At 69.3% G+C, this 15312-nt stretch carries 14 protein-coding genes; 5 read left to right on the top strand and 9 right to left on the bottom strand.

Annotated elements, in window-relative coordinates:
* Positions 1–4: 4 nt before the first annotated feature.
* The 3 genes from AX750_RS03135 to AX750_RS03125 form a co-directional block, all read right to left on the bottom strand.
* A complete protein-coding gene (locus tag AX750_RS03135) occupies positions 5–1198 on the bottom strand; it encodes an MFS transporter (RefSeq protein WP_197426669.1) in 1194 nt (397 codons plus the stop codon).
* Between the two features lie 40 nt (positions 1199–1238).
* Positions 1239–2408 carry an acetyl-CoA acetyltransferase gene (locus tag AX750_RS03130; RefSeq protein ID WP_066722872.1) on the bottom strand — a complete coding sequence of 390 codons (1170 nt, stop codon included), beginning with the start codon at positions 2406–2408 and terminating at the stop codon, positions 1239–1241.
* 141 nt (positions 2409–2549) lie between these two features.
* Positions 2550–3452 carry a DMT family transporter gene (locus AX750_RS03125; RefSeq protein WP_066722870.1) on the bottom strand — a complete coding sequence of 301 codons (903 nt, stop codon included), beginning with the start codon at positions 3450–3452 and terminating at the stop codon, positions 2550–2552.
* A 192-nt stretch (positions 3453–3644) separates the two neighbouring features.
* Between AX750_RS03125 and AX750_RS03120 the strand changes: the two genes are divergently transcribed.
* The 4 genes from AX750_RS03120 to AX750_RS03105 all read left to right on the top strand — a co-directional run bounded on the left by AX750_RS03120 (position 3645) and on the right by AX750_RS03105 (position 8621).
* Entirely contained in the window at positions 3645–5228 is a 1584-nt protein-coding gene (locus AX750_RS03120) for a D-alanyl-D-alanine carboxypeptidase family protein (RefSeq protein ID WP_066722867.1), read from the top strand.
* Positions 5229–5238: 10 nt separating this feature from the next.
* Positions 5239–6141: a DMT family transporter gene (locus AX750_RS03115; RefSeq protein ID WP_156446601.1), complete on the top strand. Its 903-nt coding sequence runs from the start codon at positions 5239–5241 to the stop codon at positions 6139–6141.
* Between the two features lie 27 nt (positions 6142–6168).
* The gene (locus AX750_RS03110) at positions 6169–7338 is read left to right on the top strand and encodes a GTP-binding protein (protein ID WP_082737667.1); all 1170 of its coding nucleotides are present in this window, start codon (positions 6169–6171) and stop codon (positions 7336–7338) included.
* A gap of 122 nt (positions 7339–7460) precedes the next feature.
* Positions 7461–8621: a hypothetical protein gene (locus AX750_RS03105; protein ID WP_066722859.1), complete on the top strand. Its 1161-nt coding sequence runs from the start codon at positions 7461–7463 to the stop codon at positions 8619–8621.
* On the opposite strand, the gene AX750_RS03100 is transcribed toward AX750_RS03105, so the two are convergent.
* Entirely contained in the window at positions 8593–10209 is a 1617-nt protein-coding gene (locus AX750_RS03100) for an AMP-binding protein (RefSeq protein ID WP_082735166.1), read from the bottom strand. The two genes, AX750_RS03105 and AX750_RS03100, sit on opposite strands and share 29 nt — an antisense overlap.
* 154 nt (positions 10210–10363) lie before the next feature.
* Between AX750_RS03100 and AX750_RS25815 the strand changes: the two genes are divergently transcribed.
* On the top strand, positions 10364–10534 hold the full coding sequence (locus tag AX750_RS25815; RefSeq protein WP_156446600.1) for a hypothetical protein: 171 nt from the start codon (positions 10364–10366) through the stop codon (positions 10532–10534).
* A 14-nt stretch (positions 10535–10548) separates the two neighbouring features.
* On the opposite strand, the gene AX750_RS03095 is transcribed toward AX750_RS25815, so the two are convergent.
* The 5 genes from AX750_RS03095 to AX750_RS03075 form a co-directional block, all read right to left on the bottom strand.
* Positions 10549–12540 (bottom strand): protein meaA, encoded by a 1992-nt coding sequence (locus AX750_RS03095; protein WP_066722853.1) that lies wholly within the window; start codon positions 12538–12540, stop codon positions 10549–10551.
* A 108-nt stretch (positions 12541–12648) separates the two neighbouring features.
* Positions 12649–13524: an aldose 1-epimerase family protein gene (locus tag AX750_RS03090; RefSeq protein ID WP_197426668.1), complete on the bottom strand. Its 876-nt coding sequence runs from the start codon at positions 13522–13524 to the stop codon at positions 12649–12651.
* A gap of 7 nt (positions 13525–13531) precedes the next feature.
* Positions 13532–14020: a DUF1178 family protein gene (locus AX750_RS03085; RefSeq protein WP_066722842.1), complete on the bottom strand. Its 489-nt coding sequence runs from the start codon at positions 14018–14020 to the stop codon at positions 13532–13534.
* A gap of 61 nt (positions 14021–14081) precedes the next feature.
* Positions 14082–14339 (bottom strand): glutaredoxin 3, encoded by a 258-nt coding sequence (grxC, locus tag AX750_RS03080; RefSeq protein WP_066722841.1) that lies wholly within the window; start codon positions 14337–14339, stop codon positions 14082–14084.
* A gap of 76 nt (positions 14340–14415) precedes the next feature.
* On the bottom strand, positions 14416–15306 hold the full coding sequence (locus AX750_RS03075) for a ComF family protein (RefSeq protein ID WP_082735158.1): 891 nt from the start codon (positions 15304–15306) through the stop codon (positions 14416–14418).
* Positions 15307–15312: the final 6 nt, after the last annotated feature.

Raw genomic sequence — 15312 nt, 5'->3', positions numbered from 1 at the left:
GCGCTCAGACTTTCGGCCGCTCCGGCGTGAAGGCGTAGATCGCCGCCGAAGCCAGCAGGAGCCCCGCGAAGGCCCAGTGGAGATGGGCGAAGGTCGTGGCTGCGTCGAGGCCGGCGGCGCGCTGGCTGGCGATGAACCAGCCGGAGCCCGACTGGGCCAGGGCCGCTCCCGCGATGAAGAGGAAGTTGACCGCCGTCATGCCGCGCCCGAGCAGATGGGCCGGGAAGAACAGGCGCGCATGGGCCATCAGGATGGCATAGGTGAAGCCGACGGCGCCGATCAGGGCGAAGAGGGCGACCGCGAGCAGCGACGAGCCCGCGCCGAAGGCCGCCAGCAGCGCGAAGCAGCCTGCCGTACCCAGCGTGCCCCAGAATACCAGCGGCTTGACCCGCCCGAGCGCCTTTTCGAGGCCGCCATAGATGAAGGCGCCGGCCACCATCGTGACGGCCATCGCGGTCGCGGCGTTGCCGGCCGAGACGGCGTCGAAGCCGTGGATGGACGCCATATAGGGGCCGACCCAGAGGCCGCGTGCGGTCGCCAGGATCGCATAGGCCGTCAGCGTGATCGGCGCGAGCAGCCAGAGCGGACGCAGCTTCAGGATGCTGGCGAGGCCGGTGAGGAGGCCTTCCGCCTTGCCCGATGCGCTCTCGGCGCGGGCAGGGTCGCGGATCAGCAGCGCGGCCAGCGCGGTGGCGAGCAGGAAGCAACCTGCCATGACCAGCATCGAGGGGCGCCAGCCGAACCGCGCGGCGGCGATCGCAAGCGGCGCGGCGCCGACGAGGTTGCCGAGAGAGCCGAGGCCGATGAAGACCGAGGTCAGGAAGGCGAAGCGGCCGGGTTCGGCGGTGCGCGCGAAAAGGAACAGGCTCGCCATGAAAATCGGTGCGCAGCCGATGCCGATCAGAGCCATGGCGAGCGTGCCCGACACGGCGCCGGTCGCCTGCGCGAACAGAAAGGCGCCGGCGCTGCCCACCGCCATGGCGGCGGTCACCGTGCGGCGGGGCCCGAGCCGGTCGAGCGCCCAGCCGATCGGGAACTGCGCGATTGCGAAGGTGGTGAACCAGGCCGCACCGAGCAGACCGAATTCGCCCGCGCCGATCGCGAGATCGCTCATCACCGGCTGGGCGATCACGCTCAGGAACGACCGGTAGAAGATCGACAGGAAGTAGGCTGGCAGCAGCGCGAAGAAGACGATCAACGGCCGACCAGCCTCTGAATTCCGGCGGGCCTCGAGCGGATCACTTGATCCGCTCGAGCACCGAGACGTAGTTCGCCACCGCCGAACCGCCCATGTTGAAGATGCCGCCGAGCCGGGCATCCTTCAGCTGCATGCCTTCCGGCGCTTCGCCGACAAGCTGCATGGCGCTGAGCACATGCATGGAGACGCCGGTGGCGCCGATCGGGTGGCCCTTGGCCTTCAGGCCGCCGGACACGTTGACCGGCAGCTTGCCGTCCTTCTGCGTCCAGCCCTCCTTGATGGCGCGGGCGCCGTCGCCTTCCTTGGTCAGACCCATCGCCTCGTATTCGAGCAGCTCGGCGATGGTGAAGCAGTCATGCGTCTCGACGAAGGAGAGGTCGTCGAGCGTGACCCCGGCCTGCGCCAGCGCCTGCTGCCAGGCGCGCGTCGCGCCCTCGAAGCGCAGGATGTCGCGCTTGGAAACGGGGAGAAAATCCTGGACATGGGCCGTGCCACGGAAGCCGACGGCGCGGCGCATGGTCAACGCCGTCTCCTCGTCGGCCAGCACGAGCGCGGCCGCGCCGTCCGACACCAGCGAGCAATCGGTGCGCTTCAGCGGGCCGGCGACGTAAGGGTTCTTCTCGCTCTCCTCGCGGCAGAAGGCGAAGCCGAGGTCCTTGCGCATCTGAGCGTAAGGATTGTCGACGCCGTTTTTGTGGTTCTTTGCGGCGATCATCGCCAGCGCGTCGGACTGGTCGCCATGGCGCTGGAAATAGGCGGCGGCAATGCCGCCGAACACGCCGGCGAAGCCGCCCTGGGTGCCACCTTCCTCGGGAAGATAGGACGCCTTGAGCAGGTTCTTGCCGATCTCGGGTCCCGGCGTCGTGGTCATCTGCTCGACGCCGACGACGAGCACGATCTTCGCCGCGCCGGCCTTGATCGCGCGCACGCCCTGCTGCACGGCGGCGGAGCCGGTCGCGCAGGCGTTCTCGACGCGGGTGGCGGGCTTGAAGCGCAGCGCCGGGTCGGCCTGGAGCACGAGCGAGGCGGTGAAGTCCTGCGCCGAGAAACCGGCGTTGAAATGGCCGAGCACGATCTCGTCGACCTGGTCGGCGGTGATGCCGGCATCGACCAGCGCATCGGTCGTCACCCGAACGATCAGGCTCTCGATCGTCTCCGCATCCTGCTTGCCGAACGGCGTATGGGCCCAACCGACGATCGCAGCGCTCATGACTTCTCTCCCTGCCGACATTCTTCAGGCGTTGGCCGACTTTACCGTCTCATGTGCGCTTGACGCCCGCACCTCGCAAGCGGGCAGGCGCGCATTTCCGGCGTGCATGGAAAGAGGGACCACAATGCGGAACGAGGACGCCTAAAGGGCGATGGAGAGGAGCAGCGCGACACCGCCTACGATCATCGCCATCCCCGCCATTTCGCGTCGGCTGGTGCCCTCGGCGAAGATGCGCCGCGAGGCGATCTGCGCCAGCGGCACCTCGATCAGGGCGAGCGTGCGGACATTGGCGGCGCTCGTCAGCGAGAAGCCGATGAACCAGCATTGGGAAGCCGCCGCGCCGAGGAACCCGGCCGAGAGCGACTTGCGCCAATTGCGCAGACTGGAGATCAGGGCCGGGCGGTTTGCGGCCAGCATGTAGAGCGTCAGCACCAGCGTCTGGAGGAACAGGCCGAGCGCCAGGATGGTGGTCGCGCGGAGGAAGAAGCCGCCTTCCGGCAAGGCCTGGATGGCGCCGCGATAGCCGATCGCCGAGAGCGCGAAGAAGGCGCCGGCGCCGACGCCGAGCAATGCGGGGCGAAGCCCGGCGCGGGTCAGCTTCTCGCCCGGCTTCCAGGACACCACGACGACGCCGGCGGTGGCGATCAGAACCGCCAGGAACTTCAGCGGCGTCAGCGCGTCGCCGAGCAGCAGCGCGCCGAAGATCGCGACCTGGACGGGCTCGGTCTTGGTATAGGCGGTCGTCACGGCGAATGAGCGCTCACGCATCGCCGCCAGCATCAGGGCCGTGGCCGCGATCTGGGTGAGGGCGCCGGCAATGGTGTAGGCCAGGGACGTTCCGCCGACGGCAGGCGGCAGCCGCCCTGCCACGGCACAGACAATGGCCAGAAACAGCAGCGCGAAGGGCAGGCCGAACAGGAAGCGCACCTGCGTCGCGCCGACGACGCCGATGATGTCGGTCAGCGAGCGCTGGGTCAGGTTGCGGGCGGTCTGCAGCAGCGACGCCGCGATTGTCGCGGGAATCCAGAGAAGGGCGAAGCTCACGCGGAAGGTCCGGGGGGCGAGGTATGGCTGAGCTGTAGTGAACCCTCTGCGGCGGCTAGGCAAATCGCTCCGCTGGGGGTAGGTATGCGTGCCAGGGCGGGACATCGTGCCGGCCGTCTCGAAAATGCCGCACGCGTCGCGTTGAACCCTCTTGCCTTCAACCCTCGTCAAGCCAGGTTCAAGACCCGCCCGATGATCGTCTCCCGCCTCACCGCCGCCCTCGTCTTCGGTTCCGTGCTGGTCGGACCGGCCCATGCCGGCACCAGCCTCGTGATCGATGCCGCCAGCGGCGCGGTGCTCTCGGCGGAAAATGCGGGGCAGCCCTGGCACCCGGCCTCGACCACCAAGATGATGACCGCCTATCTCGCGCTGAAGGCGGTGCGGGAGGGGCGCCTCGGGCTGGAGACCGCGATCCCGGCCTCGAAGCTGGCCGCGAGCCAGCCGCGGGTGAAGGTCTACATCAAGGCCGGCCAGGAGGTGACGCTCGACAACGCCCTGCGGATCATGATGGTGAAGTCGGCCAACGACATCGCCTATGTGATCGCCGAGGGCGTCGGCGGCGATGTCGAGCGCTTCGTCGCGATGATGAACGCGGAAGCCGCACGGCTCGGCATGCGCGACAGCCATTTCGTCAATCCCAATGGCTGGCACCATCCTGACCAGCAGACCAGCGCGCGCGATCTCGCCATCCTCGCCATGGCGCTGATGCGCGAATTTCCGGACTATGCGGATTACTGGAACACGCCTGCCGTGCAGCTGGGCAAGCAGGTGCTGAACAACACCAACGGGCTCGTCGGCCGCTATCCCGGGATCGGCGGCATGAAGACCGGCTATGTCTGCGCCTCGGGTTTCAATGTCGTCGCGACGGCGACCCGTGGCGGGCGCACGCTGATCGCCGTCGTGCTGGGCGCGCTGTCGGGCACCGAGCGCACGATCAAGGCGGCGCAGTTGCTGGATGACGGCTTCTCGAAATGGGGCGGAGGCGGATATACCGTCGCGTCGCTGCCGTCGCAGGGGGGGCGCGCGACCAGCATCTGCGGCGATGTGCAGAGCAGGGGTGGCGGGGTCGCCCTCGCCGACGACGCCGACAGCGCGGGTCCGATCGCGGCCCCGGCCAGCGGCGTCGGCGGCAATGCCGATGATGGCGGACGCTTCGCCACCGCCTCTGCGCCGGCCGTCGGCAGCCCTTCCTCCGTCCTGACGCGCCTGCCCTCCGGCAAGATCTCGCTCGGCCCGCGAGCGGAAACCATTCCGGTTCCGGTCGCCTTCGGTCGCACGCCGGCCTCGGCCAGCGCGCCGCTGGCGGCCAATGTCACGGGCGGTGGCGACAGCCGTGTCGCGCGCGGCGGGTCGCCCGTGATCTCGCCTTCGGCGCCGGTTTCGGCCAGCCTGTTCGGGGCTCAGGGCAGCGGGCTCTTCGCCGATCGCGGACGTACGCCCTCGAGCAATGGCGCGATCCCCGGGGCCACGACCGCCTTTGCGCCGAGCGACCCGGAAACGGCGCAGCCCTCGCAGGCCGGCGGCCCGATGCGGCTGCAGGGTGCGATCCAGCCCGGCGCCGCGGCGCCGGCCAGCCTGCGCGCGGGTGCGGCCTCCGGCATCAAGCCACTGCCGCGCCCACCGGCGAAACCGCTGCTGGTGAAGCCCTCCGGCAAGGCCACCCCCGCCACCGCCTCGGCCAAGCCCGCGGCCGCCAAGCCCGCGCAGGCGTCGGCCAAGCCGCAACCGGCCAGGCCGCCAGCCAAGCCCAAGCCCAAGCCCAACAACGACGCCTGAGCATGACGTCTTGAGCGCTGCGGGGGTCGAAACCGCCCGACGGCAGGGCATGGCGATGGCGCTGGTGGCGGCGGCTGCCTATGGCACCAACATCGTCAGCGCGCAGATCGCCGGCCAAGCTGGGCTGAGCGGGCCCCTGCTGGTCTTCTATCGCGTCTTCATCATGCTGGCACTGGTGGGACTGGGGCTGCTGATCTGGCGCTCGTCGCTCTCGGTTCCGCGCGGGGAGCGGCGGGCGCTCCTGCTCTTCGGCGTGATGAGTTCGCTGGTCGGCTCGGCCTATCTCTCATCCGTCGCCTTCCTGCCGGTCACGGTCGCGGCCGTGGTGTTCTTCACCTATCCGGTGCTGATCGTGCTGGCCGAGCCCTTCGTCACCCGCACTCCCTTCCGGCTCGAACGGCTGCTCGCGGCTTGCGCGGCCTTCGTCGGTGTCGCCCTCGTGGTGGGGCCGGATTTTCATGGGCTCGATCCGCGCGGACTGGTGTTGGCGATACTGGCGAGCCTCGGCGCCGCGACCCAGTTCTTCGCCGGTGCCGCGCTGGCGCAGACACCGCTCGCGGCCCGGCTGTTCTGGTCGCACCTGCTCATCCTGCCCGTGACCGCGCTGATCCTGGCCATCACCGGCGGGTTCCAGTCGCCGGCGGCCTTTGCATTGGCCCCGCTCGCCGCGGCGGTGACCATCGGCGGCTATCTCATCGGCTTCCTCTTGCAGGTGGCCGCGATGACGCGGATCTCGCCGGGGGCAGCCGGGCTCGCCTTCTGCGCCGAGCCGGTCTGCGCCGTGCTGATCGCAGCCATAGTCATCGGCGAGCGGCTGGGGCCGCTGCAATATCTCGGCTGCGCCCTTGTCGTGGCGACGCTGGTCATTAATGTAACATTAGAACATAGGCGGCGCCCGGTGGCGCCGGCCTGAACCCCGCCCGAGGCGAGTGCCGTCGTCATGTCTTCTCCGCAAACCTGTCCCGAGCCGTTGCCGCTGACCCTGCTGACCGGGTTTCTGGGGGCCGGAAAGACGACCCTGCTCAACCGCCTGCTGAAAGATCCCGCGCTCGCGCAGACCGTCGTCATCGTCAACGAGTTCGGTGAGGTCGGGCTCGACCACCTGCTGATCCAGGGTGTCGAGGACGGTATGATCCTGCTCGATTCCGGCTGCCTGTGCTGCACGATCCGCGACGACCTGATCGTGACGATGGAAGATCTGCTGCGACGGCGGGACAATGGCCGCATCAGCCCGTTCAACCGGGTCGTGATCGAGACGACGGGACTCGCCGACCCGGCGCCGATCCTCAACGTGCTGATCAACCACCCCTATCTCGCCATGCGCTTCCGGCTCGACGGGGTGGTGACGCTTGTCGATGCGGTCAATGGCATGGCGACGCTTGACGCCCATGAGGAGGCGCGCAAGCAGGTCGTCGCGGCGGACCGCCTCGTGCTGACCAAGACCGAACTGGTCGAGCACCCGGCCGAACTGGCTTCGCTGCGGCAGCGCTTGGCTCTGCTCAACCCCGGTGTCGCGGTGCTCGGCCCGCAGGCGGCGGCGCGTTCGCTCTTTGGCGCCGGCCTCTACGACCTGGCGCTGCGCCCGGCCGAGATCGGCCAGTGGCTGGCCCGCGAAACCCTGCCGGGCGAGCGGCCGCAGCATGATCACGGTCATGGCCATCACGGTCACGGACATCATCATGACCACTGCGGCCACGATCACAGCCATGATCATCACAGCCATGATCACGATCACGATCACCATCACCATCACCATCACCACGACGTCAACCGGCATGACGCCAGCATCCGCGCCTTCGCGCTGACGGCGGAGAATCCGATCCCGCAGGCGACGGTGGACCTGTTCTGGACGCTGCTGCGCTCCGTCCATGGGCCGAAGCTTCTGCGCATGAAGGGGCTGGTGAAGGTCGCCGAGCACCCCGACCAGCCGTTGCTGCTGCATGCCGTCCAGCAGATCCTGCATCCGCCGGTGATCCTCGAGGCCTGGCCCGATGCAGACCGCCGCTCGCGTCTCGTGGTGATCGTCAAGGACATCGAGGAGAGTGTCGTGCAGCGGCTCTGGGCCGCCTTCCTCGGCCAGGCGGGCCAGACAGCAGCCGCCGGCGGCTGAAGCTGGGGCCGTGCGGCCCCGATCTTGAAGCGACCCTCCCGAACGATCGCGGACGGCGCTGGACCTTGCCGATTCGGCACAGCCCCGCCCCAGATCGACCCAGCGCGGCGGAGGCAGATCGCATGGATCGGGTCATGGCGTTGAAGGGCGCGCCCGCCGCGGGCGTGGAGGGCAAGGCGGCGTCGATGGCGCCGCATCAGCCGGACCAGCCCGTTGTCATCGAGGCCAGGCCGCTCTCGTCCTGCGGCGACATCGTCGAGGCCTGGTCGCATCTGGCTGCACGCGCCCTCGAGCCCAACCCCTTCTTCGAGCCAGGCTTCCTGCTCGCGGCCGCGCAGCATCTCGTCGCGTTCCGGGACGTCACGGTGCTCCTCGCCTGGCAGGGAACCGCGGAGGGCCCGCAGCGGCGCCTGCTCGGCTTCGTCCCGGTCTTTCCCCGCCATGGTTTTTTCCTGCCCGATGCGTTGATTGGGCTCTCGGACCGGCGCATCGCCTCGGGGGTGCCGCTCATCGACCGACAACGGGCTGCGGCGGTCATCGACACGCTCCTCTCGCCACGCCGGCAGCGCCTGATTGACGGGCAGGGACTCGTGCTGCGGGCTATCGATCGAGACGGGCCCCTGGCCGCGACCCTCCAGGAAGTGGCCGGGGGCGATCGGCGTGTTGCTCTCTCCGGAACGGTCCTGCCGGCTGGCGGCATGCCGAGGACGGTCATCTCGGCGCATGCGCCGGACAATCCTGCCGGAGTGAAGCTCGTCGAGCCGCGCGCGCAGGCCGATCTTCGGGACGCGGTCGAGATCATTCTGGCACTGGAAGCCTCGGGGGCGCGTGGGCGCGCCGGTGCCGCGACGCTGCACGACACGCGCGAGGTCGGCTTTCTGCGCGCCATGACGCGCTATCTCGCCCGCGGCCGGCAGTGCCGCGTCGGCCTGCTGATGCGGGAGGAGATCCCTCTCGCCGGGGCCGTTCTCATCGGGCGCGGCGCGCACAGCTGGCTCTATCTCGCCGTGGAGAACGAGGCCGAGGCGCACTGGCAGCCGCTGCACGCGCTGCTCGCGGCCATGAGGCGCGCGATGCCGGCGCGGCGGATCATCCTGCCGGCTGATCTCGCCTGGGAGGGAGAGGGCGGCCTCTCCCTTGCCGATCTGCATCTTGCGAGCGGCGCGAGGACGACGCCGCGGGATCTCGCCGGCCGTGCGCGGGAGGCGATCAGGCGGTCCCTGTCGCGGTTGCCGCGCGGCGGCGGTGGCGGGCTCAAGCCTCCGCGCGCAGGAGCCGCCTGACGATCTTGCCCGTCGTCGTCATCGGCAACTCGTCGCGGAAGGCGATCTCGCGCGGGTATTCATGGGCGGACAGCCTGCGGCGGACGAAATCCTGCAGTTCGGCCGCGAGTTCGGGCGTGCCGCGCAGTCCCTCCCTGAGCACAACGAAGGCCTTGACGATCTCGGTGCGCAGCGGGTCCGGCTTGCCGACGACGGCGGCGAGCGCAACCGCGTCGTGCCGGAGCAGGCAGTCCTCGATCTCGCCCGGGCCGATTCGATAGCCCGAGGAGGTGATGACGTCGTCGTCGCGGCCGACGAAGCGGACATAGCCCTCCGCATCCTGGACCGCCTGGTCGCCGGTCTTCATCCAGGTGCCGGTGAATTTGGCCTGCGTCGCGGCCTCGTTGCCCCAATAGCCCAGGAACATCACCGGGTCGGGCCGCCTCACCGCGATCTCGCCCTGCTCGTCGGGTGCGCAGACGGACCCGTCGGGCCGGATGATCGCGACCTCGTGCCCCGGTACCGCCTTGCCGATGAAGCCCGGACGGCTGACGCCGATGGCGGCGCAGGAGGCGAGGACGAGATTGCACTCGGTCTGGCCATAGGCCTCGTTGATGGCCAGCCCCAGCGCCTCGCGGCCCCAGGCCAGTGTCTCCGCGCCGAGCGCCTCGCCTGCAGCCGCGACCGTGCGCAGATTCAGCGCGAAACGCTCGCGCGGCCGCTCGACGCTGCGCAGCATCCGCAGCGCCGTCGGCGGCACGAAGGCGTTGCGGATCCGCAGATCGGCCATCAGGCGGAAGGCCTCCTCCGGCTCGAAGCGCGTCACGGGCCGCGCCACGACCGCGACGCCGAAATGCAGCGCCGGCAGCAGCATGTTGAGCAGGCCGCCGGCCCAGGCCCAGTCGGCCGGCGTCCAGGCCAGGTCGCCTTGCTGCGGCAGGAATTCATGCGGCATCTGCACGCCCGGCAGATGACCGGGCAGGACGCGGTGGCCGTGCAGCGCGCCCTTCGGATTTCCGGTGGTGCCGGAGGTGTAGATCATCAAGGCCGGATCATCGGGGCCGGTGGGCACCGTCGCGAAGTCCGGCGCAGCCTGCGCGAGCAAAGCGTGCCAGTCGAGTGCGCCGCCATCGGCGCCATCGACCGAGACCGTCAGTGCGAGGTCGGGCAGGGGGTGGGCGATCTGCCGGGTCTTGGCGAACCCCGCTGCATCGGTGACGAGAACCTTCGCGCCGGAATCCGTCAGCCGATAGGCGAGTGCGTCGACGCCGAAGAGGGCCGCCAGCGGCACGGCGATGGCGCCGAGGCGATAGGCCGCGAGATGGGCGGTGAGGACGCTGCGGCCCTGCGGCAGCAGGATCGCGATCCGGTCGCCGCGGCGCACGCCGCGGGCCGCCAAAGCACTCGCCAGCCGCATCGAAGCGTCACGCAGCGCGCCGAAACTGACCGGGGCGACCTGCCAGTCCCGCGACACCTCGATGATCGCGGTGCGGTCGGGGTCCAGCGCCGCCCAGCGGTCGCAGACATCCTCGGCGATGTTGTAGCGGGGCGGGATCTGCCAGCGGAAGGCGCGGCGCAGCGCCTCATGGTCGCGAAAATCTGGAAGGATCAAGTCGATGGTCCGGAGGGAGGCGGCAAAATAGGCAGGCGCAGCGGCGCTGTCACCCTGCCCCTACGACAAGCGGCCTCGCCATCCCGGTCGCGTCATGGCAGGCTCCGCTGGACGCATGGCGCGGGGGCGCCGGGCGAGACGAGGCCGAACGATGCAGGATGCCGCCGCTTATCTGGTGATCATGGCCGTTCCGCTGATCGCGGTCATCGCCCTGATCCGCCGCGCCGCGCGCGCGGGAGAGGCGCCGACGAGTGGTGACGGAGGCTGGCTCTCGCGCAACGACGACGGCGACGGCGGGGATGGTGGCGGCGGAGGCGACTGAAGCCTGAGCCACCCTCAGGGTCGCTCCTTCGCCGCGAGCCCGGCGACATCGGCAATGATGCCGTCGAGCTCGAAGTTCTTCGGGGTGTAGACCGCGGCGACGCCCATGTTGCGCAGCGCGTTCTCGTCCTCGGGCGGAATGATGCCGCCGACCACGACCGGGACATCCATGCCGGCGACGCGCAGGCGGGCGGTCACATCGCGCACCAGCGGCAGATGCGAGCCCGAGAGGATCGACAGCCCAATGATGTCGGCTTCGGTCTCCTGCGCCTGGGCGACGATCTCCTCCGGTGTCTGGCGAATGCCGCCATAGCTCACCGCCATGCCGGCATCGCGCGCGCGCACCGCGATCTGCTCGGCGCCGTTGGAGTGACCGTCCAACCCCGGCTTGCCGACGAGGAAGCGCGGCGTGCGGCCGAGCTTCTCGGTGGCGCGGGCGACTGCGGCCTTGACGGTGGCGAGCCCCTCATTGCTGCCGAGTTTGGTCGTGTCGACGCCGGTGGGAGCGCGGTACTCGCCGAAAATCTCACGGAGACTCTGCGCCCATTCGCCGGTGGTGACGCCGGCCTTGGCGCAGGCGATCGAGGCTGGCATGACATTGCGATCTTCCTTCGCCGCCGCCGAGAGCTCGGCCAGCGCCGCTTGCGCCGCCTTGGCTTCCCGGGCCGAACGCCAGGCCTTGAGCCGGCCGATCGCTTCCAGTTCGACGGAATCGGGCACCGTCACCACGCTGCCCTCGCCGGCCGACAGAGGAGAAGGCTCGCTGTTGGTGAACTTGTTGACGCCGATGACGATCTGCTCGCCGCGCTCGATCGCCTCGATGCGGCGCGCGCCATTCTCGACCAGCGCCTTCTTCATGTAGCCGGTCTCGATGGCGGCGAGCGCCCCGCCCATGGCATCGATCGCCGCCAGTTCCGCCAGCGCTGCCGCCTTCAGCTCGGCCACCTTGGCGTCGATCACGGTCGAGCCGTCGAAGATGTCGCCGAACTCGAGCAGGTCGGTCTCATAGGCCAGGACCTGCTGCATGCGCAGCGACCATTGCTGGTCGAAGGGGCGGGGCAGGCCGAGAGCCTCGTTCCAGGCCGGCAGCTGCACGGCTCGCGCGCGGGCCTTCTTCGAGAGCGTCACGGCCAGCATCTCGATGAGGATGCGGTAGACGTTGTTCTCGGGCTGTGGCTCGGTCAGCCCCAGCGAATTCACCTGAACGCCATAGCGGAAGCGGCGCATCGCCTCATCTGCGACGCCATAGCGGCCGAGCGTGATCTCGTCCCACAGCTCGACGAATGCCCGCATCTTGCAGAGCTCGGTGATGAAGCGCATCCCGGCATTGACGAAGAAGGAGATGCGGCCGACGAGCTCGGGAAACTCCTCGGCCGAGACCTCGGGCCGGGCGCGGATCGAATCCAGCAGCGCGATCGCGGTCGCCAGCGCGAAGGAGAGCTCCTGCACCGGCGAGGCGCCCGCCTCCTGCAGATGATAGGAGCAGACGTTGGTCGGGTTCCACTTCGGCATTTCGCGGGTGGTGAACACGACGATGTCGGTGGTCAGCCGCATCGAGGGGCGCGGCGGAAAGACGTAAGTTCCGCGCGAGAGGTATTCCTTGACGACGTCGTTCTGCGTCGTGCCCTGCAGCGCCTTGCGGTCGGCGCCCTGCTCGTCCGCGACCGCGATGTAGAGCGAGAGCAGCCAGGCCGCCGTCGCGTTGATCGTCATCGATGTGTTCATCTGCGCCAGCGGGATCTGGTCGAACAGCGCCCGCATGTCGCCGAGATGGGCGATGGGCACGCCGACCTTGCCGACCTCACCGCGCGCCAGCACATGGTCGGGGTCGTAGCCGGTCTGCGTCGGCAGGTCGAAGGCGACCGAGAGGCCGGTCTGCCCCTTGGCGAGGTTGTTGCGGTAGAGCCGGTTCGATTCCGCAGCGTCTGAATGGCCGGCATAAGTGCGGAAGATCCAGGGCTTGTCGCGCTGCGGGGCACGGCCCGCGGTGGGGTCGATCGCGTTCATGCCGTTCCACCCTCTTTTCAGAGCAATCTCAATGTTGCACTGCGGCGAGGATAACGCCAGAGGGCCGGCGAAGTCGCTTGCGACCTTCGGATGAGCGCGAAAGGCGCCTCAGACCGGCCGTTCGACGCCGAAGGTGGCGGTCAGCGTGAAGCTGCGCTCTGCTCCGGGGGGCAGCGTGATCGCGCCCTCGCGCTGGTCGAGCGGCTCGTCGGGATCGGCGGGCGAGGTCAGGCCGTGCCAGGGCTCGATGCAGATGAAGGGGCCGTTCGGCTTGGTCCAGATGCCGAGCTGCGGCAGGTCGGCGAAGGCGAGCGCGATGCCTGGGTGGCCCTCGGCGCCATACCAGCAGCGGCTTCCGGCTCCCTCCGGGATGATCAGCGCATCGGCCGCGAAGAGTGCGTGATCCAGCGTGAGCACGCCGTCGACGAAGGCGGAGGGGTGCAGGTCTGGCGCGCGCTGGCCATCCGCGTTCAGTCGCTGATGGCCTGGGCTCGCGCCATTGGCGAGATGGATGCGGTGGGGCCGCCCGGCGCCGTCCGGGAGCTGCCAGGGGAAAGCGGGGTGATAGCCGAAGCAGAAGGGCATCGGCGCTGCGCCAGGATTTTCGATCCGCGCCGTCATGGCGAGCGAGGCGCCCTCGAGCCGGTAGGTCATGTCGAGGATGAAGGCGAAGGGATAGGCCGAACGCGTCTCTTCGTCTTCGGTCAGCCGCAGCGTGCAGGAGGTCGCGTCCTGCGAGACCACCCGGAACACTGCGGTACGGGCGACGCCATGGCTCTTGATCGGATAGCGCCTGCCGTCGATCAGCACCTGCCCGCCCGGATGTTTGCCGATCACCGGAAAGAGCAGCGGCGACCGCCCCGCCCAGATCGCCGGATCGCCGCTCCACAGCCAGTCGCGGCCCAGCGAGTCCCGGACGGATTGCAGCTCCGCTCCGAGCGGGGCGATCTCGACGGAGAGGGCGTCGTTGCGCAGGCTGATCATCGGCGCATCAATGCCCGGCATCCGGCAGGCGCGGCAGCGGCAGGAACTCGACGCCTTCCTCATGCAGCATGCGGGCATCCTCCAGGCTGGCCTCGCCATAGATCGCGCGGTTGTCGCTTTCGCCGTGATGGATCTTCAGGGCCTCTTCCGCAAAGCGCTTGCCGACATGCTCGGCGTTCTCCGCCACCTGCCGGTGCAGTTCGGCCAGCATCTGGCGCAGCGCGATCTCCTTCTCGCCCATCAGCGCGACAGGAGCGGCCTCAGGCGCCATCGCTGCGACAGCCGGACCGGCCGCCGGGGACGGCGCCTCGATCATGGTCTTGCCGCGGTCGGTGCGGGCGACATGGGGCGCCATGATCGCGCGCTCGACCTTGATGCTGTTGCAGACGGGGCAGGAGACGAAGCCGCGCCTGGCCTGTTCCTCGAAACTCGCAGAGTTGGCGAACCAGCTTTCGAAGTCGTGGGACTGGTCGCAGATGAGGGCGTATTTGATCATGGCATGACAGAAGGCGACCGGCCGGAGCGGCCGGTGTCGGTGTTCGTGAGTGGAGCAGCCCTCACGCGGCCAGCAGCTTGTCGAGTTCGCCGCGGGCGTCGAGGGCGTGAATGTCGTCGGAGCCGCCGACATGCGTCTCGCCGATGAAGATCTGCGGCACCGAGGTGCGGCCGCCGGCCCGGGCGGTCATCGCCTGGCGCAGCTCCGGCTTGCCATCGACGTCGATCTCGTCGAAGGCGACGCCCTTTTTCGTCAGCAGCGACTTGGCCGCTTTGCAATAGGGGCACCAGGAGGTGGTGTAGATCGTGACCGGAGGCATCGCGAAGGTCCATCGGGTTGGGGCTGCACCCCAATGTAGGGGCTCGTCACGGTTTCGTCACCGGGCGTGACGCTCCTCAGGTGCCGTCCGAGACGACGCGCGCGAAGGTCAGGATGTCGACCGCGCGCGCGCCGCCGCGCAGCAGGGCCCGTGCCGCGGCATTGCCGGTCGCGCCCGTGGTCAGGACATCGTCGATGAGCAGCACGCGCCGGCCCTCGATCTGCGGCCGGATGACGGGCGGCACCTTGAAGGCGCCCTGCAAATTGTCGGCCCGCTGCGCGCGCGTCAGCCCGACCTGCTGGCGCGTGCGTTTCACCCTCGCCAGGGCGACCGGCGCCAGCGGAACGCCGGATCCGCCCGCGACCACCTGCGCCAGCGCCGCCGCCTGGTTGAAGCGCCGCGTCCAGAGCCGGACCCGGTGCAGCGGCACGGGCACGATCACATCAGCGTCGTGTAGCAGTTCGCGGCCGGCCTGCCGCATCATCCGGCCCATCGTCAGAGCGAGGTCGGTTCGGTCGCCATATTTCAGCCTGTGCACGAGTTCGCGGGCTGTGCCGTCGAAGCGGCAGACGGCGCGGGCCCGCGCGAAGACCGGAGGGTCGGCGATGGCGGCGGGTGAGACCATGCCGTCGCCGAGATCGACGGCGAAGGGCGTGCCCAGACGCTCGCAATAGGGCCGCTCGATGAAGCGCATCTCGCCCCAGCAGGCGGGGCAGAGTGCCTGCGCCTCGCCGGTCGCCGCCTGACAGGCCACGCAAGAAGGCGGGTAGACGATATCGACGGCCGCCCGCAGACCGGCTCCGAGCCAGCCCGCAGCCGGCCGAAGAGCGTGGCGCAGAAGCAGCCCGGAGATGGTCTGCTTCGTCCCGGCCTCGGTTTGGAGGCGATCTGCGCCGAAATCGAGATCGATCGGAGGGCAATCGTCCTGTTCACGAAAGCCTGAACGGGCAGCCCTGTCATGCTGCATTGCAGC

Origin of the sequence: Methylobacterium sp. CCH7-A2, assembly GCF_001557075.1 — a bacterium.
Lineage (GTDB): Bacteria > Pseudomonadota > Alphaproteobacteria > Rhizobiales > Beijerinckiaceae > Allobosea > Allobosea massiliensis.
This window is presented reverse-complemented; position numbering and strand designations above follow the sequence as displayed.

Excerpts from the sequence above, each read along its gene's own strand:
- AX750_RS03130 (WP_066722872.1), bottom strand. The coding sequence starts at position 2,408 with ATGAGCGCTGCGATCGTCGGTTGGGCCCATACGCCGTTCGGCAAGCAG.
- AX750_RS03120 (WP_066722867.1), top strand. The coding sequence starts at position 3,645 with ATGATCGTCTCCCGCCTCACCGCCGCCCTCGTCTTCGGTTCCGTGCTG.
- AX750_RS03110 (WP_082737667.1), top strand. The coding sequence starts at position 6,169 with ATGTCTTCTCCGCAAACCTGTCCCGAGCCGTTGCCGCTGACCCTGCTG.
- AX750_RS03105 (WP_066722859.1), top strand. The coding sequence starts at position 7,461 with ATGGATCGGGTCATGGCGTTGAAGGGCGCGCCCGCCGCGGGCGTGGAG.
- AX750_RS25815 (WP_156446600.1), top strand. The coding sequence starts at position 10,364 with ATGCAGGATGCCGCCGCTTATCTGGTGATCATGGCCGTTCCGCTGATC.
- AX750_RS03095 (WP_066722853.1), bottom strand. The coding sequence starts at position 12,540 with ATGAACGCGATCGACCCCACCGCGGGCCGTGCCCCGCAGCGCGACAAG.
- AX750_RS03090 (WP_197426668.1), bottom strand. The coding sequence starts at position 13,524 with ATGATCAGCCTGCGCAACGACGCCCTCTCCGTCGAGATCGCCCCGCTC.
- AX750_RS03085 (WP_066722842.1), bottom strand. The coding sequence starts at position 14,020 with ATGATCAAATACGCCCTCATCTGCGACCAGTCCCACGACTTCGAAAGC.
- grxC (WP_066722841.1), bottom strand. The coding sequence starts at position 14,339 with ATGCCTCCGGTCACGATCTACACCACCTCCTGGTGCCCCTATTGCAAA.
- AX750_RS03075 (WP_082735158.1), bottom strand. The coding sequence starts at position 15,306 with ATGCAGCATGACAGGGCTGCCCGTTCAGGCTTTCGTGAACAGGACGAT.